Genomic DNA, 19,772 nt, shown 5'->3' with positions numbered 1-19,772 from the left:
GACGTTCCACGGAAGGTGAACCGTTATGGCCAAGCCTGACCCGAGCACCGTCGAGGAATACCTCGCCACCCAGCCCGCACCCATGCGCGAGGCCCTCGACCGGGTGCGTGCCGCGATCCACACCGCACTGCCCGAGGCCACCGAGACCCTCAGCTACAAGATGCCGACCGTCGAAGTGAACGGGAAGGCGGTGATGTACTTCGCGGGCTGGAAGAAGCACCTGTCGGTGTACCCGGTGCCCGCCGGGGACGCCGCGTTCGAGCAGGCCATCGCGCCCTACCGGGTCGGCAAGGGCTCGTTGAACTTCCCCCTGAAGAACCCCGTCCCCTACGAGCTCATCGCCGACATCGCGACCCGCCTGGCCGCCCAGCGCGCCCACCGCTGAGCCGGGTGGGCGATTCGTCCTCCCACCGGGCATACTCGATCCCGTTGTGCCACAGGACCGCCCGGGTGAGTGCCCGGACCAGCGGCCGGGGGTGTTGTGCCGAAGGGAGTCCAGACCGGTGGGTTTGCGGAATCCGGTCGCGTTGGCCGGAGTCGTCGGAGTCGGAGTACCGGTCCTGGCGGCGGGACTGGTCGCGGCCCTCACTCTCGACCCCGGCGGCAACGGCCTCGACCCACATACGGGCTCGCACACCAGCACACAGTCGGCCCCACCTGCACCTCCCGTTCCGCCCACACCGCCGACGCCCGGCAAGATCGTCGCCGAACCGGATCCGGTGGGCTTCCAACCCGATTCGATCAACTTCGTCTCCGCCGACGAGGGCTGGGTGCTGGGCCGGATGTACCCGTGCACCGCCGAGCCCTGCCAGCAACTGCGCCACACCACCGACGGCGGGCGCACCTGGCAGCAGGTGGCACTGCCCGCCCCGCTGCAGCCGGGCGCGACGGCGATCCGCGGCGGCAACCCCGCCGGTGCGCTGCACTTCGCCGATACCCGCAACGGATGGGCCTGGATCGACCACCGGCTGTTCTCGACCCACGACGGCGGGAAGAACTGGCGCGAGGTCGAACTGGAATTGGACGCGGAATGGGCGATCTCCTTCTCCGAGGACAGCGTGTGGATCGCCGGGGTGCCCTCGGGTAAGGACCCGGAGGTGTGGACCAGCCCGCTCGACAGCGAATCCTGGACCAGGACAACCGACATTCCCAACAATGTCGGAGGCGGGCCCAAGCCGCTGGCCGCCGTCAGCGCGGTCGGCAACCGGGCCTGGCTGGTCGTGTACAACCGCACCCAATCCGGTTCCCGCCTCGTCGAGGGCACCTGGACCACATGGCAACTGCCCTGCGGCGGCAACGGTCCCGCCGGCTTGCACGCGTTCACCGAGAGGCGGCTCGTCGCCCTGTGCGGACGGCTCGGCCCCGCCGACGACGGCGGCGCCACCCGCCTCATGACCTCCACCGACGGCGGCGCCACCTTCACCGAAACCGGCCAGCTCGCCCCCACGCTGACGGCCCGGACCGCACTCATCCCCGCCGACCCCGCCCATCTGGTCGCCGCCATCGACGACCACCTGCTCACCTCGGCCGACGGCGGCGCGACCTGGACCACCACCTACACCGCACCCGACCGGAACTGGAACGACTTCTCCGGCGAGTTCGTCACCGAGACAACAGGTTTCGTGATCCTGTCGCGCCCCGGGGCGAAACACTACGCCACCATGATGCTGACGACCGAGGACGCCGGGCGCACCTGGACGCCGGTGAGCTTCGGCTGAGCGGCGACATCGATCCTCAGCGACCGGCGACCGCACGCGAATAGTTCCAGCCCTGCCACGAATCCTCACCCAGACGCGCGCGTATGGCCTCCGAGACGGCCGCGCGCTCGCCGCCGGGCAAGCGATGCGTGGCCGGCAGCGCATCGGCAGACAGTCTGCTCAGGTACTCGGCATCCAGGCTCTTACCCGCCTGCCACCGGTCGATATTGCGCTCGGCCACAAACCCTTCCGGGTTCAGCACCGCCAATCCCAGCAATGTCGCCGCCGCCGCTCCGACCGCCGCGCGCGGCACCCACCCGCGCCGCAACCGGACCAGGCTCACGAGAATCAGCAGGTACACCAGTGCGATCCAGCCCTCGAACACCTCCACCAGCAGTCGCATCACGGTGAACCCGTAGGCCTGCTGATAGGTCCACATCCGGTGCAGCGCCGAGGCCACGATCACCAGACTCAGCACGCTCACCGCCGCGACCGCGCCACGCAGCCATCGGCGTTCGATCCCCGATTCCTGACGGGCGAACCGCAGCACGGCCCCGATCACCGCCAGCGTCAGCATGCTCACGATCGACAACTGCCAGAACCCGCTGCGGGCGTACTCGGCGTAGGTCAGTCCGGCGGTCCGCTGTACATAGCCGTCGCCCCCGAACAGCACCGCCACCTGGGTGGCCACGAACGCCGCGAACACCACGGTCAGCGCGCCCACCGGGATACCCCACTCCAGCGGCGAGAACCGTCGAATTCCCATCCACCCCAACGGATCCACGCCGTCACCGGTCGTCTGCGACCCGGCGCTTCCCGCGGCCGGGAGCGGGCCCGCCAACAGATACAGCGCACCGGCGGTCCCCATCCCGGCGACCGCGAACACCACACCCCACCGCAGCACCGCGGGCACGTTCACGCGCGGCAGCACACCGTCCACCACCCCGGCGAACACCGCATCGGCCCCCGCCAGCAACGGCACCACGATCACCAACAGTCCAGCGGCCACCGCCACCGACCACCACACCCGTTGCGAGCCCACCCCGCCGCGCGCACGTCTCCCCTCCACCGCCCGATACACCCACGGCAGCGAAGTCACCGCCGCGAACGGCACCGCCACCGCATCACACCCCACCCCGTACACCGAGGGCCGCACCACCGCCAGGGATCCGGCCACCACCGCACCCGCCAGACACAACCCGAACAGCCACGGCGCATCCCGCACCACCCCGACCCCCAGCAACGCCAACGCCACCCCGGCCCACCAGATCCGTTCCCGGCCACCGAGGTGTTCGTCATCGGCCCGGCTCGCGCGACGGGCGGCGCGATCGACCGCGTACACCGCGCCCGTGACGGTCAAGCCCGCGAGCAGCCACCCCAGCCCCGGACGATCCACGGGCACACACACCGCGGCGGCCACACCGGCCAGCCCGGTCGCCGCCAACAGGCCCGCGGGCACCGGCACCAATGCCGAGCGCGGCGGAACTCGTGGCGGCCACACGTGATTCGGCCCATCGGGCACCAACGGGCCTACCCCTCGGGCGTGCGGCGGATCGGCGACGGGCACGGGCGGCGCGGCCCAGGCACCCGGCGCAGCCACCGGAATCTCGGGCAGGGTCGGCGGATTCGAAGACCCGTCCTCGGCTGTGCCGGCGGGAACCGCCATGGCCGACAAGGCTCCCGAAGCGGCCGAGGACGCCTCTTTGGCACGCTCCTCGGTCGTCGGCTCGCCGCTGACGGGCACCTCGGGCACGAGTGGCAAGTCCGCGGGCGTAACGGGCACAGGTGGCGGCGCGGGTGTTCCGGGGCCAGAATTCGGTGTGTCGGAAGGTTTTTCGGGCATGACGGAGCCTCCGATGGGTGTGCGGGAACATCCCGGGAGCACGGGGCGCGCCGGGATTCGGGGAAGGAAGCGTCAGGAAGCGGGCAGGGTGATGCGGATGCGGGAGCCCGGGTCGGCGACGGCGATGGTGCCGCCGTGCAGGTCGATGATCCAGCGGGCGATGGCCAGGCCCAGGCCGGTGCCGCCGCCGGTGGCGCGGCCGCCGCGGGTGAAGCGTTCGAAGACGCGGGCGCGTTCGGCGGGCGGGATGCCGGGGCCGTCGTCGGCGACGTCGATGATGGTGTGGGTGCGTCCGGCGTGGGCGTGGATGCGGACCTCGCCGTGGGCGGGGCCGTGGCGGGTGGCGTTGTCGAGCAGGTTGAGCAGGACCTGGTGCAGGCGGGCGCGGTCGGCGTGCACGGTCAGTCCGGGGGTGGCGACGGCGCTGAAACGCACCGGGCGATCGATGGCGGCGGCCATCACTTCCGCCTCGGCGACAACCTCTTTCAGCAGTGGCTCGACCGGCACCGGTTCGCGGTCCAGGGCCACCGCCCCGGCTTCCACGCTCGACAGCGCCAGCAGCTCCGACACCAGCAGGCTCAACCGTTCGGTCTGCGCCAGCGCGGTGCGCAGGGTCGCCGGATCGGGTTCGGAGACCCCGTCGACCAGGTTCTCGAGCACTGCCCCCAATGCGGTGATGGGCGTGCGCAATTCGTGCGAGACGTTCGCGATGAACTCGCGCCGCTGCTGATCGGCGGCGGCCAGATCGGCGGCCATCTGATTGAACGCCTCCGCCAGCTGGCCGACCTCGTCACGGGAGGTGGCGCGCACCCGCCGCGAATAGTCGCCCTGCGCCATGCGTTTGGCCGCGGCGGTCATCTCCCGCAGCGGCAGCGTCATCCCGTGCGCGAGGACCTGCGAGAGCACCAATGCCAGCAGCGTCGCCGCCACCGTGGTGCGCGGAGGCAGCCAGCCGATCTTCAGGGCGAAGAATCCGAACGCCACCGCCCCCGAGCCGACCATGACGATCGCCAGCTTCACCTTGATCGAACGCACCCGATCCAGCGGCCGCGGCATCCGTCCGGCCAGCGGATTCCCGGCCGCGCGCAACCACTCCCGCGCGCTCACCGCCGCCCCCGCCCGCCACCGTCACCGGTTCCGCCGTCCGGCCCGTTCTCACGGGGACCCGCGGGGGGCGCACTCACCGGCCGGGGTCGCCCGCGGCTGGGCTGGGCGCAGATCCGGTGCCGCCCGCCGCGTTCGACGCCGCTCATCTCGCCTCCAGCGCGTATCCGACACCGTGCACGGTGCGGATGAGATCCGCGCCGAGTTTGCGGCGCAGGGCCTTGATGTGACTGTCCACGGCGCGGGTGCCCGAGGCGTCGGCCCAGCCCCACACCTCGCTGAGTAGTCGCTCGCGCGCCAGCACCGTGCGCGGGCGGCGCGCCAGATGCACCAGCAGCTCGAATTCCAAGGGGGTGAGCTGTGTTTCGGCGTCCGCGCGCCACACTCGACGCTGATCGATGTCGATGCGCAGATCCCCGACCACGATGGTGGCCGCCGGGGTCGCGGTCCGCTCGACGCGGCGCAGCAGCGCGTGCACGCGGGCGGTGAGCACCCGCATGGAGAACGGCTTGGTCAGATAGTCGTCCGCGCCGACGCCCAGCCCGACGAGCATGTCGGTCTCGTCGGTGCGCGCGGTCAGCATGAGCACCGGGACCGGGCGGCGCGCCTGAATGCGCCGGCACACCTCGAGGCCGTCGAAGCCGGGCAGCATCACATCCAGCACCACCAGATCCGGGTCACCGGCGGCCTCCGATTCGACCGCGGCGGGCCCGTCGTGGGCGATGTCGACCGCGTATCCTTCGGCGCGCAGCCGCGCGGCAATGGACTCGGCGATGGTCGGCTCGTCGTCGACCACCAGAATCCGGCGCGGGCTCCTCGGACTGGTTTCCATGCAGGTGACCTTACGAAACCGCCGTGGAGATGGTTCGCGCCGATTGTGAAGATCTCGTGGAGACGCCGGTCGTACCACCTGGAACCATCGCCTCCGACACGACGTCGTAGCATGTCCGGGTGCGCTCACCGACCGATCACACCGCGCGCCTGCGCGGCGCCGCGGTCGGCGCGTCCTCGGGTGCGGTGGCCATTCTCGCGCACGGACTCGGCGGCGGCGCGACCGCCATCGAAGGCTCGGCCCTGGCCCTGTTGTTCGCCGCCTGCGCCGCCATCGGCGCCGTGGTGGCCTCGATCCGCCCGCGCTACGGCCTGGCCGGAACCATGGCCATGCTCGCCGCGGGCCAGTCCCTCGGGCACGCGGCGCTGTCGATGCCGACGGGCCACCACCATCACGCCTCCTCACCGTCGATGCTGCTCGCGCACCTGATCGCGATCCCGCTGGGCGCGCTGGTGATTCGCGCCGCCGAGGCGGGTATGCGCCGGGCCGTCACCAGCGTGCGACGGTTCATCCTGGCGCTGGCCTCGGCACCGCAACCGCCGGGCCGACCCGTACCCGTGTGGGTCGGTGACGAGCGCGCCACAGTCCGGCGGCTGCTGGTCAGCCCGGGTATCGGACGGCGCGGCCCACCGGCGGGCCCTGCTGTGTTCTCACTTTTCGCTCCGGCCTAGTACCGCGACATCCTCGTCGATCCGCAACGGGTCGAATCAGCCCTGCGTGCACAGGGTTTCGCCGGGACCGGTCCGGGGTGCACCCATCCCCCGACACACGGAGACCTCCCATGTCCCAGATGCCCCGCTGCCACAGCTTCCGCCTGCGCACCGGCGGATTCGCCCGCCGCCTCGGCGCGGCCGCCGCCATCACCACGCTGGCGCTGCTGCCGGTGGCCTGCTCCAACTCCCAGACCGCCTCGGATTCCACGGCCAAGGCCGCCGAGTCGGTGTCCATGTCCGACCAGTGGATCAAGGCCGCCGACAGCGGCATGTCCGCCGCCTTCGGCAAGCTCGCCAACAACTCCGACAAGCCGGTCAATGTGGTCGCCGCCGCCAGCCCGGCCTCCGCGACGGTCGAACTGCACGAGGTCGCCCCCGACGGCGCGGGCGAGAAGACCATGCGCCCCAAGCCCGGTGGCTTCGTCATCCCCGCCCACGGCAGCATCACCCTGCAGCCGGGCGGTGACCACATGATGTTCATGGGCTTGAAGGCCCCGCTGCGCACCGGCTCGGAAACCCCCATCACGCTGACCTTCTCCGACGGCTCCACCACCACCGTCACCGCCCAGGTGCGCGACTTCGCCGGCGGCAAGGAGAACTACCAGCCCTCCGGCGACACCGCCGCCCACGGTGGCTGAGCCGACAAGGGCGCGGCCCGCGGGCCTGTCCCGGCGGCGACTGCTCGGCGGCTCGGCCGCCGTCGCGGGCGCGGCCGGGGCGGCCGGGATCGGCTGGGGCGCGGCCACTCTCACCCACCGCGAACACGACCGCGATCCCGCCCTGGACACGGTCGCCTTCTACGGCGCCCACCAGGCCGGTATCGCCACCGAACCGCCGGGGCACGCCGCGTTCGTCGGCTTCGACCTGGTGGCGGGCGTGGGACGCGAGGACATCATCGGCCTGCTGAAGATCTGGACCGACGACGCCTCGCGCCTGACCCAGGGCAAGCCCGCGCTCGCCGACACCGAACCGGAACTGGCCGCGAGGCCCGCCCGGCTCACCGTCACCGTCGGGTTCGGGCCGCAACTGTTCACCGCCGCGCAACTCGACGATCAGCGCCCGCACTGGCTGAAACCGTTGCCGCCGTTCAGCATCGACAAACTCGACGCCGCCTGGTGCGGCGGCGATCTGGTGCTGCAGATCTGCGCCGACGAGGCCACCACGGTGTCCCACGCGGTGCGCGTGCTGTCCAAACACGTCAAGTCGCTGGTCAGCGTGAAATGGGTGCAGCGCGGATTCCGCAACGCCGCCAAGGGCCAGACCATGCGCAATCTCATGGGCTCGGTCGACGGCACCGTCAACATCGCCCCCGACACACCGGATTTCGATCGCCTGGTGTGGGACGACGGCGGCTACCGGCCGTGGCTGGCCGGGGGCACCTCGATGGTGTTGCGGCGCATCGCCATGCAGCTCGAGACCTGGGACGAACTCGACGCCGACGGTCGCGCCATCACCATCGGGCGCACCGTCGACAACGGCGCACCCCTGTCGGGCACAAAGGAATTCGACGAAGCCGACTTCCAGGTGGTGGATCAGTACGGCATTCCGAAGATCCCGCCGTCCTCCCACATCGCCCGCGCCCACCACACCCGCGACGAGGAACGGTTCCTGCGCCGCGGCTACAACTACGACGACGCGCCCGCCCCCGGGCAAGTCTCCAACTCGGGTCTGCTGTTCGCGTCGTTCCAGCGCGATATCGACGCCCAGTACCTGCCGGTGCAGCAGCGCCTGGCCGAATTCGACGCCCTCAACCAGTGGACCGTCCCGGTCGGCTCGGCGGTCTTCGCCATCCCGCCGGGCGTGCCCGGCCCGGGCGGCTATCTCGGTCAGCAACTGTTCGACAGCGTCGCGACCCGGTGAACCCGGCCCGGTCGGACCGCCTCGGCAGGGTTGGTCCGACCGGATCCGGTCACAGACCTTAGGGTTTGCTTCTATGACCGTCTTACGCTCGATCGTGCTGTTCGGACTGGCCGCCGTCGCGGAAATCGGTGGAGCATGGCTGATCTGGCAGGGGGTCCGCGAACACCGGGGTTGGGCGTGGATGGGAGCGGGCGTGGTCGCGCTCGGCTTCTACGGTTTCGTCGCCACCCTGCAACCCGACGCGAATTTCGGGCGCATCCTCGCCGCCTACGGAGGCGTCTTCGTCGCCGGATCGCTACTGTGGGGCATGGTCCTGGACGGCTTCCGGCCCGACCGCTGGGACGTGTCCGGCGCGCTGGTATGCCTGGCCGGAGTCGCGCTCATCATGTACGCGCCACGCCCGCACTAGACACGCCGAACCATTGATCCACGTGAAACCGACTGCGACCGAACTGCATTCACGCATTCGATGCACACTTGCAGTGCGCGAAGCACCGATCCGATCGGGCCGGTCAGCGTAGGGGTCAGCGCGCCGACGACAGCAGTCCCTCGACGATGGTGCGCGCCAAGGGCAGCGCGGTTTCGTCCCCCATGCGCGCGGCGGTGTTCGCCGCGCCCACGACCGCGTCGATCTGGAACGCCACCGCGTGCGGATCCAGTCCCGCCATGTAGCCCTGCCCCTGGGCGTGCCCGATCTCCTTCTCCAGCACCGCGAACCAGTCCTCGTGGTCGGCGGCCAGCGCATCACGCACCGGGCCGGGACGGCTGTCGAACTCCGGGAGATTGGCGCACCGGAAGCAGCCGCCGGGCAGCATCGGCTCACCCACATAGTCGAACCAGCGCTCGATGAGGGCACGCAACCGCGACATTCCCTTCTCCGCGCTGTGGGCGGGGCGAATCACGGTGTCGATGAACATCTCTCGCGCCGCGGCCACCGCCGCCAGCTGCAACTTCTCCTTGGTGCCGAACAGGGTCGCCACCCCGGACTTGCTGACCCCCAGGTCGGTGGCGAGGCGTCCCAGGCTCAATCCGGTCAGCCCTTCGACCGAGGCCACCTCGGCGGCGCGGCGGGCGATGGTCGCGCGGGCGCGCGCGCCCTTCAGCAGCCGCTGATCGGAAATCTCCTGCTCGGAAGCCTGCACCGGTTCATCCACCTCTCCATCTTGGCATCCCCCGTTGCTTTTACGCACGATCGGTCGTATTTTTCAACAATAAGAACGACCGTGCGTTCACTTTTGATCCCGCTCAGCCTCCGAGCCCCAGAGAGCCGTCATGACCGATATCGAAATCCCTTCGGCCCCAGTCATATCCAATCGTTCCGCCCACCTGGCGCTGCTGGTCGCCTCCGGCGCGGCGTTCATGTCCTTCCTCGACCTGTCGGTGGTGAACATCGCCTTCCCCGCCATCACCCGCGACTACCCCCACACCGCGCCCACCACCCTGACCTGGGTGGTCAGCGGATACGCCGTGGCCTTCGCCGCCCTGCTCACTCCGGCGGGCCAACTCGCCGACGCCCTCGGACGCGGGCGCGTATTCCTCACCGCCCTGGCCGGATTCGCGCTCACCTCCCTGCTGTGCGCGCTCGCGCCCGGCGCGGACTGGCTCATCGCCGGGCGATTCCTGCAGGGCGGCACCGCCGCCTTCCTCATCCCCGCCGGGCTCGGCCTGGTCCTGGGCGTCACCCCACCCGAACGCCTCGGCGTGGCCATGGCCGCCTGGACCGCGGCGGGCGGATTCGCCGCCACCGTCGGCCCCGCCGTGGGCGGCGCGCTCGTGGACTGGTTCGGCTGGCGTTCGGTCTTCGTCATCAATGTGCCCATCGCCGCCGCCCTCCTCGCCGCCGGACTGCGGCTGGCCCGCGGTGAGCAGCGGCACCCGCACGGGCTGCCCGACCTGATCGGCACCGCCGCCACCGGACTGGGCATCGGCGCGGTCGTCGCCGCGGTCACCCAGGGACAGCAGTGGGGCTGGGGCGATCCGCGCACGGTGTCGACCGGGCTGGGTGGACTCGCGCTGCTGGCGGTGGCCCTGTGGCGATCGCGCTCGCATCCGCGCCCGGCCATCGCGGTCGGCTTGTGGCGCAGCCGTTCCTACGCGCAGGTCAACGCGGTCGCCTTCGTGTTCGGCGCGGCCATGTTCGCCTGGCTGCTGGCCGGACCGCTGTGGCTGGACTCGATGTGGCGCTACTCGGTGCTGAAATCCGCGGCCGCCATGACCGTCGGAGCGATCGCCTCCATGGTCACCGCCGTCGCGGCCGGGCGTGCGCCCGTGGCGTGGCAACGATGGCTGGGTGTGCTGGGCGCGCTGATGTTCGCCGCCTCCACCCTCTATATGAGCACCGGCGTCTGGGATGCCACGCCCGCACTGTGGAAGGCGTGGGTGCCCGCTGGGATCCTCGGGGGCGGCGGCATCGGCCTGCTGATCACGGTGCTCGGCACCACCGCCGCCAGATCGCTGCCGCCGCAACGGTTCGCGGCCGGGGTCGGCATGAATCTCACCGCCCGCCAATCCGGGGGCGCACTGGGCGTGGCCGTGCTCGCCGCCGTCTTCGCCGCCCGGCCGGACCGGCCGTTGACCGCCTTCCACACCTTGTTCGCCGTCTGCGCCGTCATCGCCGTCGCCGCTGCAGTTCTCGCCGTTCTGCCCGTCCGCACCCAGGAGCTCACCGCATGAACGCCCGCACCGAGGCCACCGACCCGTTCACCCTCGCCGACGCCGAGGCCACCACTCTGCTGCGTCATGTTCCCTGGCGGCGCTTCGCCGTCCTGGGCGATTCCACCGCCGCGGGCACCGGAGACCCGTGGCCGGGCTACGAAACCGTCCCCTGGGCCGACCGATTGGCGCGCTGGCTGCTGGCCGCCCACCCGCGCACCGACTACCTCAACACCGGAGAGATGGGCGCGGTCCTCGCCGATGTCCGCGCCCGCCAACTATCGGTGATCGAAGCCTTCCGCCCGGACCTGGTCCACCTGTCCTGCGGCGGCAACGACCTGTTCCTGCGCGGGGCGAGCGTGCCCGACGTGGAGGCCGAGCTCGACGACCTGTGCACCCGCCTCGCCGCGACGGGCGCGCAGCTGTCGATGTTCACCTTCGCCGACGTCTTCACCGGCCGCATGGCCCCGCTGCGCCCGCTGTTCACCGAATTCGCCCAGGCCGTGCGCCGCGTCGCGCACCGCCACGACGCGATCCTCACCGAATTCTGGGACCACCCGGCCCGAACCCGCCCGGACTGGGTCTCGGCCGACCTCATCCACCTGACCATGGCCGGGCACGCCGTGGCCGCCGCCGAGATCGCCAAGAATCTGGCCCGCCACGCCGCCGACCTGCCACCCGAACTGGTGCGAGGCTGAGCCGTGTCCGAAAAGACCGATGCCGCACGGGGAATCACCCGTGCGGCATCGGCCGCCTCAGTACAGTCCGTTCACTTCCACAGGGCCGCGATCAGCACGTTCAGGATGGCCAGCCCACCGGCGGCCTCGCACATCCACGCGACTTCCTTGCCGCGCTTGGCATCCGCGCGCCCCATTTCGGCGAACGCCGCGACCAGCACGGCCACAACGAGTTTGACGATCATCTTCGCCATGTTCGGGTCCTTGCCCAGCGAATGGATCGACTCGGCCATACCCAGCAGCACGACACCGGTCACGATCTGGGCCCGCGCACCCCACACCATCAGTTCCGACACTCGCGGCCGGGAGGCGACATATCCGCCGACCACCGCCGCCATACCGAGCAGATGAGCCGTCACCACGAGGTTGTAGACGAAGGTCATGAGGCACACGGTAATCCATGTCACCCCGGCAACGACAGCCGGTAGTACAAACCGATCGGACTCGCCCGGCGACGTCGATCACAGCCCTACCGGTTTCACCCCGCCACGGGCCGGGTAGTCCTCTGCCAATGGCTCTCCTCAGTGTCCGGTGGAGAGTCTCGCGTCGTGGGCAGCGTGGCCGGCTAGGAGAATCAAGGTGGCGGTTGTACTGGTGCTGCGAGCACACGGGCTCGGTGATCTCCTCACCGCCGTGCCCGCGTTGCGCGCGCTGCGGCGGGCCCGGCCCGACGACCACATCGCGCTCGCCGCGCCCCACCGCCTGAAACCGATCATCGACCTCATCGCCTCCGTCGACGAGATGGTGCCCGTCAGCGATCCCATCGGATTGCGCTGGGACGGCGAGAAGCCCGCGCTCGCGGTCAACCTCAGCGGCGTCGGCGCCGAAGGGCTGGTGGAGCTCGTGCGCACCCGGCCCGAGCGCATTCTCACCTACCGCAACCCCGCCTTCCCGGACCTGCCCGGACCCGAATGGCAGCCCGAGATGCACGATGTGGACCGCTGGTGCCATCTGCTCGAATTCGACGGCATCGCCGCCGACCGCCGCAACCTGGGCCTGGTCCCGCCGGTGGCCACCACCAGCCACCGCGAGGCCGTGGTCGTGCACATCGGCGCGGGCGCCCCCGCCCGGCGCTGGCCGCCCGACCGCTTCGCCGCGGTCATCCGGCACCTGCTGGTGCAGGGCCGCGAGGTCGTGCTGACCGGCGACGAACCCGAACGCGAGACCGCGCTCGGCGTCGCCGCCCGCGCGGGACTCTCACCGGCGCGAGTCCTCGCGGGTCAGCAGAACCTCATCGAACTGGCCGCCACCGTCGCCGAGGCCGACCTGGTGGTGTGCGGCGACACCGGAGTCGCCCATCTGGCAACGGCTTTCGGGACCCGCACCGTGCTGCTGTTCGGGCCCAACCCGCCCAGCCGCAGCGGCCCGCCCCCGCACCTGCTGGGCCGCCACGCCGTGCTGTGGGCCGGGCAGACCGGCGACCCCGACGCGGCCGTCGCCGACCCGGGACTGCTGAAGATCGGCGTGCCCGAGGTCGTCAACGCCGTCGACAAGCAGCTGCGCAAACGCCCCTGGCCCGGCACCAATCTGGACCGGCGCGCCCAGCAGGCGTACCGGCGTGTGGGATAGCCGAGCACACCGGAGGCGACCAGCGCGCAAACTACACGCGTGTCGGATTCGTGTGTGTTGCGGCACCGTTTTGGACCGACGGCTCGAAATGTGACAGACTATTTCGATAAGCACGGGCTTTTGAAGTAATCGCCCGGCTGACTACAAGAAAGTTTTTACACACAATGGCTCAAGGCAGCGTGAAGTGGTTTAACGGCGAAAAGGGCTTCGGGTTCATCGCTCAAGACGGTGGCGGTCCCGACGTTTTCGTCCATTACTCCGAGATTTCGGGCTCCGGCTTCAAGACCCTCGATGAGGGCCAGCGCGTCGAGTTCGAGATCGGTCAGGGCCAGAAGGGTCCGCAGGCCCAGGGCGTCCGCGTCATCTGAGAACGTCCTCGCCGGCTCCGGTAGCCGACGACCTGGAAACCCGCGCCATCGGCGCGGGTTTCTCGCGTTTCAGGGGCGGGCACCCCACCGCGGCGCACAGTCCACCATCCTGAAATTCGCGCATACGGTGCAAATTACACCGGAGCGGACAAATGACACACGCCACATCGGAGTCATATCGAGAGAGCGGTCGCTACCCGCGGGTGGCGGAGACGGTCAGTGCGGCCATGACGAGCGCAATGCCCAGCGACTCCGGCAGCGAGGGGCTCTGGGACAAGGTGATCGCCCCGATGACGGCCGCGGTCGCCGGGAGCAGGGCCAGCAGCAGGGCGAAGCGGGCGCGCCCGACCTCGCGCAGGACCAGCTGGTCGAGCGCGTAGGGAACCGCGCTCGACAGCACGCCCACCCCGACACCCAGCAGCCAGGTCGACGGATCGGCGAAAGCTGTTGGCGACAGGACCAATTGGCGCGCCACCAGGATCGGGGCCAGCAGGGCGGCGGCCGCGGCCATGCCGACGGCGAGGGCGTCCAGCCCCGAACCCGCGTCGGCGACCCGCTTTCCGAGCAGGATGTAGCCCGCCCACAGCGCCGCGGCCAGCAGGGCGAAACCGACGCCTGCCGGTCGGGCGTCGGAGGAGACTCCGGCCAGCAGGTAGACGCCCGCGATCACCAGGGCGACCGCCAGGAAGTCGCGAGCCCGGCGCGAACCGAGGGTGGCGACCGCGACCGGGCCGAGGAATTCGATGGCCACCGCGGTGCCCAGGGGGATCCGCGCGATCGCCTCGTAGAAGACGATGTTCATGGCCAGGGTCACCACGCCGAAACCGGTGGCCACCACCACCGTTCGCCGGGTCCAGGTCCCGCGCCAGGGCCGCCGCCACGCCAGCAGCGCCACACCGGCCGCGGCCGCCCGCAACCAGGCGACCGTGGCGGGTTCGACCGTGCCGAACAGGTGCACGCCCATCGCGGCGCCCAGATATTGGGAGACGCCTCCCGCGATGAAGAGCAGTGGCACCGACCAGCCGGGCAGTGTTGTGCGGCGCTGATTCTCGACTGCGACGGACGTACCCACGCCGCCACCGTAGCGCCCCGCTATTTCGGCGACTGCTCCTCCCGCGCGTTCGACAGGGCCGCGGAGTACGCGGCCAGCGCGCTGGGCCAGAACTGTTCGAGGTAGTCGCGGGCGTCGGCCAGACCGCGCGGGTCCAGAGAATAGAGGCGTCGGTTTCCGGCGGGTTGCACCATCACCAGGCGCGCCTCCCGCAACACCTTCAGATGCTGAGAGATAGCCGAACTCGTGACCCCGAGGCCCGCGGCGATCTCCCCCACCGACTTCGGCCCCTGCGGCAGCGCTTCGAAGACCGCGCGGCGGGTGTCGTCGGCGAGAGCACTCAGCACCCGGACTCCATTAGTGATCACTTAAATAGATTGCCCACATGACGACCGCCCGGTCAATACACGAGCAACCTTCGTCGACCGACGTCATTCCGGAATTACCTGCGTGTCGTTATCGCATCGTGACACATCAACTGGGATTTTATACGACTGTGACGGTCACAACTCGATTTCTGAACGACAGCTGAGACCTCGTACGTTCGAGTCATGCCCGTAACAGTTCCGTTATCTCTACGGCGAGGAGCCGGCCGGTACCGCACCGCCGCGACCCGCGCGGTGGCCGTCACCGCCGTCGTCGGCGCCTCGCTGACCGCACTGGCCGCCGCCGACCCGCACGAGGCACACACACTCACGGGCAACTCCGTCGCGAACGCCGCGACCGAGACCGACATCCCGGTCGCGTTCACCCCGCGCGAGGCGCAGATGCCGCAGGTGGTGCCGCAGCAGGTGCTGGACTTCCTCAACGGCCTGCGCGCCGAGCAGAACCGCCCCAAGACCGTGCGCCCCTCCGACGGCCCGCTCAGCTCCGGCTTCGGCATGCGCTGGGGCGCCATGCACGCCGGGATCGACTTCGCGGGCATGTTCGGCTCCCCCATCCGCTCGGTCACCGACGGCACCGTCATCGAGGCGGGCCCGGCCTCGGGCTTCGGCCTGTGGGTGCGGGTGCTGCAGGACGACGGCACCATCGGCGTCTACGGCCACATGCAGGACATCCTGGTCCAGGTCGGCCAGCAACTGAAGGCCGGCGACGTGCTGGCCACCGTCGGCAACCGCGGCTACTCCACCGGACCCCACCTGCACTACGAGGTGCACGCCGGCGAGGGCGCGGCCATCGACCCGCTGCCCTGGCTGGCCGGGCGCGGCATGAACCTCGGCCCCGCCGCCGACTAGGACCCGCCACCGGGACCGGGCGCCGATGAGGGGTGCACGGATCCGGTTGCGCACCAACGCGTTCAGCGTCGAACGCAGGCCACCGCGCGGTGGTCGATCGAGAACGGCCCCGGCTCATACCGCCGGGGCCGTTCTCATACCCGGGTACTACGTGCCCACCCCACCGTCGGGGGACGTGGCGTGCGGGATCGCGAACCTACCGTCAGCGTCATGACCACGCTCGATCGTCCGTCGCACGCGTCGCTCACCGTCCCCGCCCCCGTCCGCCGACTGCACCGCCCGCTGCTGGGCACCACCATCGCCATGGCCGCGCTGGCCGTGTTCTGCCTGTGCGCCATGGCCTTCGACGACCGGATGCTGCTGGGCGAATCGGTATGGCTCAAGCCGTTCAAGTTCGCCCTCGCCTTCACCCTCTACGGCGGCACCCTGGCGTGGCTGCTGTCGTTCCCCCATCGCGCCCGGCGACTGACCTGGTGGGCGGGCGCGCTGTTCGCGCTCACCGCCGTCGTGGACGTCGGGTTCATCGTGCTGCAGGCCGCGCGCGGCACCTTCAGCCACTTCAACGATCAGCACGATGCGGTCAACACCATCGGCCAGCAGGTGTTCATGTCCGGTGTGCCGGGATTGTTCCTGGCGAATCTGGTGATCGCGGTGACCCTTTCGTGGCAGCGCGTCACCGACCGGCCCACCTCGACCGCGATCCGGGCGGGCCTGGGCATCGCGGTGTTCGGCATGGCGCTGGGCTACACCATGGGCTTCAGCGGCAAGCAGCAGACCACCGACGCCTACGGCCACCCCGTCACCCTCGCCGCGGGGCACACCTTCGTCCACGGGCAGCCCGAGGTCCGCGACGGGGTCGCGGGCATGCCGGTGACGCACTGGTCCACCGCGGGCGGTGACATGCGCATCGCCCACTTCGCGGGCCTGCACGGCATCCAGCTGCTGATCGTGGCCGCCATCGTGCTGGCCCGCCTCGCACCGGCCGTGGGCTGGCTACGGCCCGAGCGCACCCGGGCGCGCCTGATCGGCGTGCTGGCCCTCGGCTACACCGGACTGGTGGCACTGCTCATGTGGCAGGCGCTGCGCGGACAGCCGGTGACCGCGCCCGACGGTGAAACCCTCACCGCCCTCGGCATTGTCGCCGCCGTCACCGCCGCGGGGATCGCGGCGGTCTACGGGCTGAGCGTGCGCGCCGAGAATCCGGGCCGCCACGCCGCGCTCAGCGCAGCCGTTCGGCCTCGCGGGTCAGTGCCACCAATGTCGCGGTGAGATCGGCCAGTTCGAGCATCTCTGCTCCCTCCGAGACGGCCGTGGCCACGTCCTCGGCCGCACAGCGGGCCGCGAACCACCGGTCCGACAGGTCGGACACCTCCTGGGCACTCAGTACCACCGAATCCTCGGGAATACCGGTGCCCTTCACGCTGTTTCGATGTTCGTACGCCCGCTGGCGACACGATTGTCGGCAATACCGCCGGCGGCGTCCGATCTCCGATTCGGCGATCTCCCGCCCGCACCACTGGCAGCAGGACAGCACGCGTCGAGACATGGTCCGACACATTAGCGGTTCCGGGCCACGACCGGGCGGAAGGGCACGCCGCGACAAGCGGGCCGGGCAGAACGAGTAGGATGGCAGGGTTCTCTAACGGGAACCCAAGCGTTCGCGTCTGCGTTGATACGACGTAGCGCAGAGGCAGAAGACAAGTTGTAGACATTGCCGACAGGCGAGAAGGGACCGCACTCATGGCAGATCGCGTACTCCGGGGGTCTCGGCTCGGAGCGGTGAGCTACGAGACCGACCGCGACCACGACCTGGCGCCGCGTCGGATGGCGCGGTACCGCACCGACAACGGCGAGGAATTCAACGTTCCCTTCGCCGACGACGCTGAGATTCCGCCCACCTGGCTGTGCAAGAACGGCCAGGAAGGCACCCTCATGGAGGGCACCACCCAGGAGCCCAAGAAGGTGAAGCCGCCGCGCACCCACTGGGACATGCTGCTCGAGCGCCGCAGCAAGGAAGAGCTCGAGGAGCTGCTCCAGGAGCGCATGGAGCTGATCAAGAACCGTCGCCGCGGCTGAGCGACAACGGACACGAAAGGGTCCCCCGCACCACTCGGTGCGGGGGGCCTTTTCTTTTGTGCCGGAATCGCCGTGAGCCGCGGTGGGCGGCAAGCGTTTCAGTGACTGGCGACCTTGCGATACTGCAGCAGGGCCATCGGCACCGCGACGGCGAGGATGGCCAGCGAGCAGTAGATGGAGTACTCGACGCAGTGGTCGGCGGGCCAGCCGGTGGGCGCCTTGAAGGTGGGCGGGGAGCCGTTGTCGAAGAGCTTGCGCCCGGCGGCGGAGACGGCCGTGATGGGGTTCCAGGCGGCGACGGTGCGCAGCGGGCCGGGCAGGGTCTCGCTGGAGATGAAGGCCGAGGAGATGAAGGTCAGCGGGAAAAGCCAGATGAGACCGGCGCTCTGGGCCACCTCCACGCTCGGTGACATGAGCCCGGTGATGGCGCCGACCCAGGACATGGCGAAGGCGAACAGCAGGATCACCCCGAAGGCCAGCACAGCGTCCAGGATCGCGCCGTTGATGCGCCAGCCGACCACGTACCCGCAGGCGACCATGACCGCCAGCGCCAGGATGTTGACCACCAGATCCGACAGGGTGCGGCCCATCAGCACCGCCAGCCGCGACATGGGCAGGGTCCGCATCCGGTCGATGATGCCCTTGTGCAGGTCGTTGGCCAGCCCGACGGTGGTGAACGCGGCGTTGAAAGCGACTGTCTGGGTGAAGATTCCGGCGAGCAGGAACTCCCGGTACTGGCTGCCGCCCAGAGACGCCCCGAAGATATAGGCGAACAGGAACACGAACATCAGCGGCTGGATCGTCGCGGTGACCAGCAGCGTCGGCACACGCAGGATGGTCAGCAGATTGCGGTAGGCGACGATGGCGCTGTCCCGCACCACCCGGGGTAGCAGGATGGCGGGCCCCTCGGCGCGGTGTCGGCCGTGCGCCGGATCGACGACGGGCGGCGCGGCTGGCTCGGCGGGGAGGGTCGTCACGACAGGATCTCCTCTTGAACGGGCTCGGGCGTGGGGGCATTGGACTTGCGGTCGGCGGATTTGCCGGTGAGGGAAAGGAATACGTCGTCGAGGCTGGGCCGGTGCACGGTGGCGTCGACGACGCACACCCCGGCGTCGTCGAGGCGGCGCAGGGCCTCGACCATGGTGCGGGTGCCGTCGCCGACCACGACGGTGAGTTCGTCGACGGCTTCGGCGGTTTCGGGTTCCCCGATGCCGACACCGGCGAGCACCCGCTTGGCCGGTGCGGGATCCTGGCCCGCGGCCAGGGTGACGGTGAGCTTGTCACCGCCGATGGAGGTCTTGAGTTCGTCGGCGGAGCCGCGCGCGATGACGCGGCCGCGGTCGATGACGGTGATGCGGTCGGCGAGGAGGTCGGCCTCCTCGAGGTACTGGGTGGTGAGCAGCACGGTGGTGCCGTCGTCGACGAGTTCGCCGATGACACGCCACATGTCGAGGCGGCCGCGCGGATCCAATCCGGTGGTCGGCTCGTCGAGCACGACCACCGGGGGTCTGCACACCAGCGCGCCCGCGAGGTCCAGGCGCCGGGCCATACCGCCGGAGTAGGTACCCGCCCGCCGCCCGGCCGCGTGCTCGAGGCCCAGGGCGCAGAGCAGTTCGTCGGCCCGCTCGGCGGCCCGCTTGTGGGTCATGCCGTAGAGCCGCGCCACCATGCGCAGGTTCTCGAATCCGGACAGGTTGGCGTCGACCGCCGCGTACTGCCCGGACAGGCCCAGCCGGGTGCGGGCGCGGGCGGGGTTCTTCAGAACATCCACGCCCGCAACATGAACCGTCCCCTTGGTCGGGCGTAGCAGGGTGGTGACGATGCGGACCGTGGTGGTCTTGCCCGCGCCGTTGGGCCCGAGCAGTCCCATCACGGTGCCGGACGGGATCGCCAGATCGATCCCGTCGAGCACCCGCACCTTGCCGTAATACTTCACCAGTCCTTGAACTTCCACCGCGAGACTCATGCTGGATCCTTTCGGGCACGAGCGGAGCGCTCCGTGGTTACGCTCCGCTGCCTCCTCCGCGCTTGACCG

The 19,772-nt window shown here is 70.2% G+C and carries 23 protein-coding genes; 13 read left to right on the top strand and 10 right to left on the bottom strand.

Annotated features, from left to right (window positions below; all coding sequences use genetic code 11):
• The first annotated feature begins 25 nt into the window (after positions 1–25).
• Both GPX89_RS36340 and GPX89_RS36335 read left to right on the top strand, forming a co-directional pair.
• A complete protein-coding gene (locus GPX89_RS36340; protein WP_157392266.1) occupies positions 26–385 on the top strand; it encodes an iron chaperone in 360 nt (119 codons plus the stop codon).
• A 118-nt stretch (positions 386–503) separates the two neighbouring features.
• On the top strand, positions 504–1,718 hold the full coding sequence (locus tag GPX89_RS36335) for a WD40/YVTN/BNR-like repeat-containing protein (protein WP_157392265.1): 1,215 nt from the start codon (positions 504–506) through the stop codon (positions 1,716–1,718).
• Between the two features lie 16 nt (positions 1,719–1,734).
• Here GPX89_RS36335 and GPX89_RS36330 read toward each other — a convergent pair whose 3' ends face one another.
• The 3 genes from GPX89_RS36330 to GPX89_RS36320 all read right to left on the bottom strand — a co-directional run bounded on the left by GPX89_RS36330 (position 1,735) and on the right by GPX89_RS36320 (position 5,476).
• Complete coding sequence (locus GPX89_RS36330; protein ID WP_328602734.1) at positions 1,735–3,450, bottom strand: DUF4153 domain-containing protein; 1,716 nt, start codon at positions 3,448–3,450, stop codon at positions 1,735–1,737.
• A gap of 162 nt (positions 3,451–3,612) precedes the next feature.
• Positions 3,613–4,596, bottom strand: coding sequence for a HAMP domain-containing sensor histidine kinase (locus GPX89_RS36325; protein WP_157392412.1), 984 nt, complete (start codon positions 4,594–4,596; stop codon positions 3,613–3,615).
• Positions 4,597–4,789: 193 nt separating this feature from the next.
• Complete coding sequence (locus tag GPX89_RS36320) at positions 4,790–5,476, bottom strand: response regulator transcription factor (RefSeq protein WP_157392264.1); 687 nt, start codon at positions 5,474–5,476, stop codon at positions 4,790–4,792.
• A 119-nt stretch (positions 5,477–5,595) separates the two neighbouring features.
• Here GPX89_RS36320 and GPX89_RS36315 point away from each other — a divergent pair, with 119 nt between their 5' ends.
• From GPX89_RS36315 to GPX89_RS36300, 4 genes are all read left to right on the top strand, one after another.
• Positions 5,596–6,147, top strand: coding sequence for a hypothetical protein (locus GPX89_RS36315; protein WP_328602704.1), 552 nt, complete (start codon positions 5,596–5,598; stop codon positions 6,145–6,147).
• Positions 6,148–6,266: 119 nt separating this feature from the next.
• Positions 6,267–6,827, top strand: coding sequence for a copper chaperone PCu(A)C (locus tag GPX89_RS36310; RefSeq protein ID WP_157392410.1), 561 nt, complete (start codon positions 6,267–6,269; stop codon positions 6,825–6,827).
• A complete protein-coding gene (locus GPX89_RS36305; RefSeq protein WP_328602703.1) occupies positions 6,820–8,049 on the top strand; it encodes a Dyp-type peroxidase in 1,230 nt (409 codons plus the stop codon). The genes GPX89_RS36310 and GPX89_RS36305 overlap by 8 nt, the downstream gene beginning before the upstream one ends.
• 73 nt (positions 8,050–8,122) lie before the next feature.
• Positions 8,123–8,458 (top strand): YnfA family protein, encoded by a 336-nt coding sequence (locus tag GPX89_RS36300; protein ID WP_157392263.1) that lies wholly within the window; start codon positions 8,123–8,125, stop codon positions 8,456–8,458.
• 115 nt (positions 8,459–8,573) lie between these two features.
• On the opposite strand, the gene GPX89_RS36295 is transcribed toward GPX89_RS36300, so the two are convergent.
• Complete coding sequence (locus GPX89_RS36295) at positions 8,574–9,203, bottom strand: TetR/AcrR family transcriptional regulator (protein ID WP_328602702.1); 630 nt, start codon at positions 9,201–9,203, stop codon at positions 8,574–8,576.
• A gap of 118 nt (positions 9,204–9,321) precedes the next feature.
• Here GPX89_RS36295 and GPX89_RS36290 point away from each other — a divergent pair, with 118 nt between their 5' ends.
• Both GPX89_RS36290 and GPX89_RS36285 read left to right on the top strand, forming a co-directional pair.
• Entirely contained in the window at positions 9,322–10,722 is a 1,401-nt protein-coding gene (locus GPX89_RS36290) for an MFS transporter (RefSeq protein ID WP_157392262.1), read from the top strand.
• Positions 10,719–11,399 (top strand): SGNH/GDSL hydrolase family protein, encoded by a 681-nt coding sequence (locus tag GPX89_RS36285; protein WP_157392261.1) that lies wholly within the window; start codon positions 10,719–10,721, stop codon positions 11,397–11,399. Before GPX89_RS36290 ends, GPX89_RS36285 begins: the two co-directional genes overlap by 4 nt.
• 71 nt (positions 11,400–11,470) lie before the next feature.
• Here the strand turns inward: GPX89_RS36285 and GPX89_RS36280 are convergent, their stop codons facing one another.
• Entirely contained in the window at positions 11,471–11,821 is a 351-nt protein-coding gene (locus tag GPX89_RS36280; protein WP_157392260.1) for a hypothetical protein, read from the bottom strand.
• Positions 11,822–12,017: 196 nt separating this feature from the next.
• Here GPX89_RS36280 and GPX89_RS36275 point away from each other — a divergent pair, with 196 nt between their 5' ends.
• Together GPX89_RS36275 and GPX89_RS36270 are read left to right on the top strand one after the other, a co-directional pair.
• On the top strand, positions 12,018–13,007 hold the full coding sequence (locus GPX89_RS36275) for a glycosyltransferase family 9 protein (protein ID WP_328602701.1): 990 nt from the start codon (positions 12,018–12,020) through the stop codon (positions 13,005–13,007).
• 164 nt (positions 13,008–13,171) lie between these two features.
• Positions 13,172–13,375, top strand: a complete 204-nt coding sequence (locus GPX89_RS36270; RefSeq protein ID WP_157392259.1) for a cold-shock protein — start codon at positions 13,172–13,174, stop codon at positions 13,373–13,375.
• A gap of 193 nt (positions 13,376–13,568) precedes the next feature.
• Here the strand turns inward: GPX89_RS36270 and GPX89_RS36265 are convergent, their stop codons facing one another.
• Positions 13,569–14,447, bottom strand: a complete 879-nt coding sequence (locus GPX89_RS36265; RefSeq protein WP_328602700.1) for an EamA family transporter — start codon at positions 14,445–14,447, stop codon at positions 13,569–13,571.
• A 20-nt stretch (positions 14,448–14,467) separates the two neighbouring features.
• The gene (locus GPX89_RS36260) at positions 14,468–14,794 is read right to left on the bottom strand and encodes an ArsR/SmtB family transcription factor (RefSeq protein WP_328602699.1); all 327 of its coding nucleotides are present in this window, start codon (positions 14,792–14,794) and stop codon (positions 14,468–14,470) included.
• 183 nt (positions 14,795–14,977) lie between these two features.
• On the opposite strand from GPX89_RS36260, the gene GPX89_RS36255 reads away from it, so the two are divergent.
• Positions 14,978–15,661, top strand: a complete 684-nt coding sequence (locus tag GPX89_RS36255; RefSeq protein WP_157392258.1) for a M23 family metallopeptidase — start codon at positions 14,978–14,980, stop codon at positions 15,659–15,661.
• Between the two features lie 210 nt (positions 15,662–15,871).
• Positions 15,872–16,930, top strand: a complete 1,059-nt coding sequence (locus tag GPX89_RS36250) for a hypothetical protein (protein WP_235948909.1) — start codon at positions 15,872–15,874, stop codon at positions 16,928–16,930.
• Here GPX89_RS36250 and GPX89_RS36245 read toward each other — a convergent pair.
• Entirely contained in the window at positions 16,881–17,207 is a 327-nt protein-coding gene (locus tag GPX89_RS36245) for a hypothetical protein (protein ID WP_157392257.1), read from the bottom strand. The genes GPX89_RS36250 and GPX89_RS36245 overlap by 50 nt on opposite strands.
• 194 nt (positions 17,208–17,401) lie before the next feature.
• On the opposite strand from GPX89_RS36245, the gene GPX89_RS36240 reads away from it, so the two are divergent.
• A complete protein-coding gene (locus tag GPX89_RS36240; protein ID WP_157392256.1) occupies positions 17,402–17,737 on the top strand; it encodes an RNA polymerase-binding protein RbpA in 336 nt (111 codons plus the stop codon).
• 98 nt (positions 17,738–17,835) lie between these two features.
• Here GPX89_RS36240 and GPX89_RS36235 read toward each other — a convergent pair whose 3' ends face one another.
• Together GPX89_RS36235 and GPX89_RS36230 are read right to left on the bottom strand one after the other, a co-directional pair.
• The gene (locus GPX89_RS36235; protein ID WP_407939541.1) at positions 17,836–18,633 is read right to left on the bottom strand and encodes an ABC transporter permease; all 798 of its coding nucleotides are present in this window, start codon (positions 18,631–18,633) and stop codon (positions 17,836–17,838) included.
• 77 nt (positions 18,634–18,710) lie between these two features.
• A complete protein-coding gene (locus GPX89_RS36230; RefSeq protein WP_157392255.1) occupies positions 18,711–19,703 on the bottom strand; it encodes an ATP-binding cassette domain-containing protein in 993 nt (330 codons plus the stop codon).
• Positions 19,704–19,772 lie beyond the last annotated feature (69 nt).

It is taken from the genome of Nocardia terrae, assembly GCF_009760405.1.
GTDB lineage: Bacteria > Actinomycetota > Actinomycetes > Mycobacteriales > Mycobacteriaceae > Nocardia > Nocardia terrae.
Note: the sequence above shows the minus strand (reverse complement) of the source record. Positions and strands in the feature narration are given on the sequence as shown.

Excerpts from the sequence above, each read along its gene's own strand:
- GPX89_RS36340 (WP_157392266.1), top strand. The coding sequence starts at position 26 with ATGGCCAAGCCTGACCCGAGCACCGTCGAGGAATACCTCGCCACCCAG.
- GPX89_RS36325 (WP_157392412.1), bottom strand. The coding sequence starts at position 4,596 with ATGCCGCGGCCGCTGGATCGGGTGCGTTCGATCAAGGTGAAGCTGGCG.
- GPX89_RS36320 (WP_157392264.1), bottom strand. The coding sequence starts at position 5,476 with ATGGAAACCAGTCCGAGGAGCCCGCGCCGGATTCTGGTGGTCGACGAC.
- GPX89_RS36310 (WP_157392410.1), top strand. The coding sequence starts at position 6,267 with ATGCCCCGCTGCCACAGCTTCCGCCTGCGCACCGGCGGATTCGCCCGC.
- GPX89_RS36300 (WP_157392263.1), top strand. The coding sequence starts at position 8,123 with ATGACCGTCTTACGCTCGATCGTGCTGTTCGGACTGGCCGCCGTCGCG.
- GPX89_RS36290 (WP_157392262.1), top strand. The coding sequence starts at position 9,322 with ATGACCGATATCGAAATCCCTTCGGCCCCAGTCATATCCAATCGTTCC.
- GPX89_RS36285 (WP_157392261.1), top strand. The coding sequence starts at position 10,719 with ATGAACGCCCGCACCGAGGCCACCGACCCGTTCACCCTCGCCGACGCC.
- GPX89_RS36280 (WP_157392260.1), bottom strand. The coding sequence starts at position 11,821 with ATGACCTTCGTCTACAACCTCGTGGTGACGGCTCATCTGCTCGGTATG.
- GPX89_RS36270 (WP_157392259.1), top strand. The coding sequence starts at position 13,172 with ATGGCTCAAGGCAGCGTGAAGTGGTTTAACGGCGAAAAGGGCTTCGGG.
- GPX89_RS36255 (WP_157392258.1), top strand. The coding sequence starts at position 14,978 with ATGCCCGTAACAGTTCCGTTATCTCTACGGCGAGGAGCCGGCCGGTAC.
- GPX89_RS36250 (WP_235948909.1), top strand. The coding sequence starts at position 15,872 with ATGACCACGCTCGATCGTCCGTCGCACGCGTCGCTCACCGTCCCCGCC.
- GPX89_RS36245 (WP_157392257.1), bottom strand. The coding sequence starts at position 17,207 with ATGTCTCGACGCGTGCTGTCCTGCTGCCAGTGGTGCGGGCGGGAGATC.
- GPX89_RS36240 (WP_157392256.1), top strand. The coding sequence starts at position 17,402 with ATGGCAGATCGCGTACTCCGGGGGTCTCGGCTCGGAGCGGTGAGCTAC.
- GPX89_RS36230 (WP_157392255.1), bottom strand. The coding sequence starts at position 19,703 with ATGAGTCTCGCGGTGGAAGTTCAAGGACTGGTGAAGTATTACGGCAAG.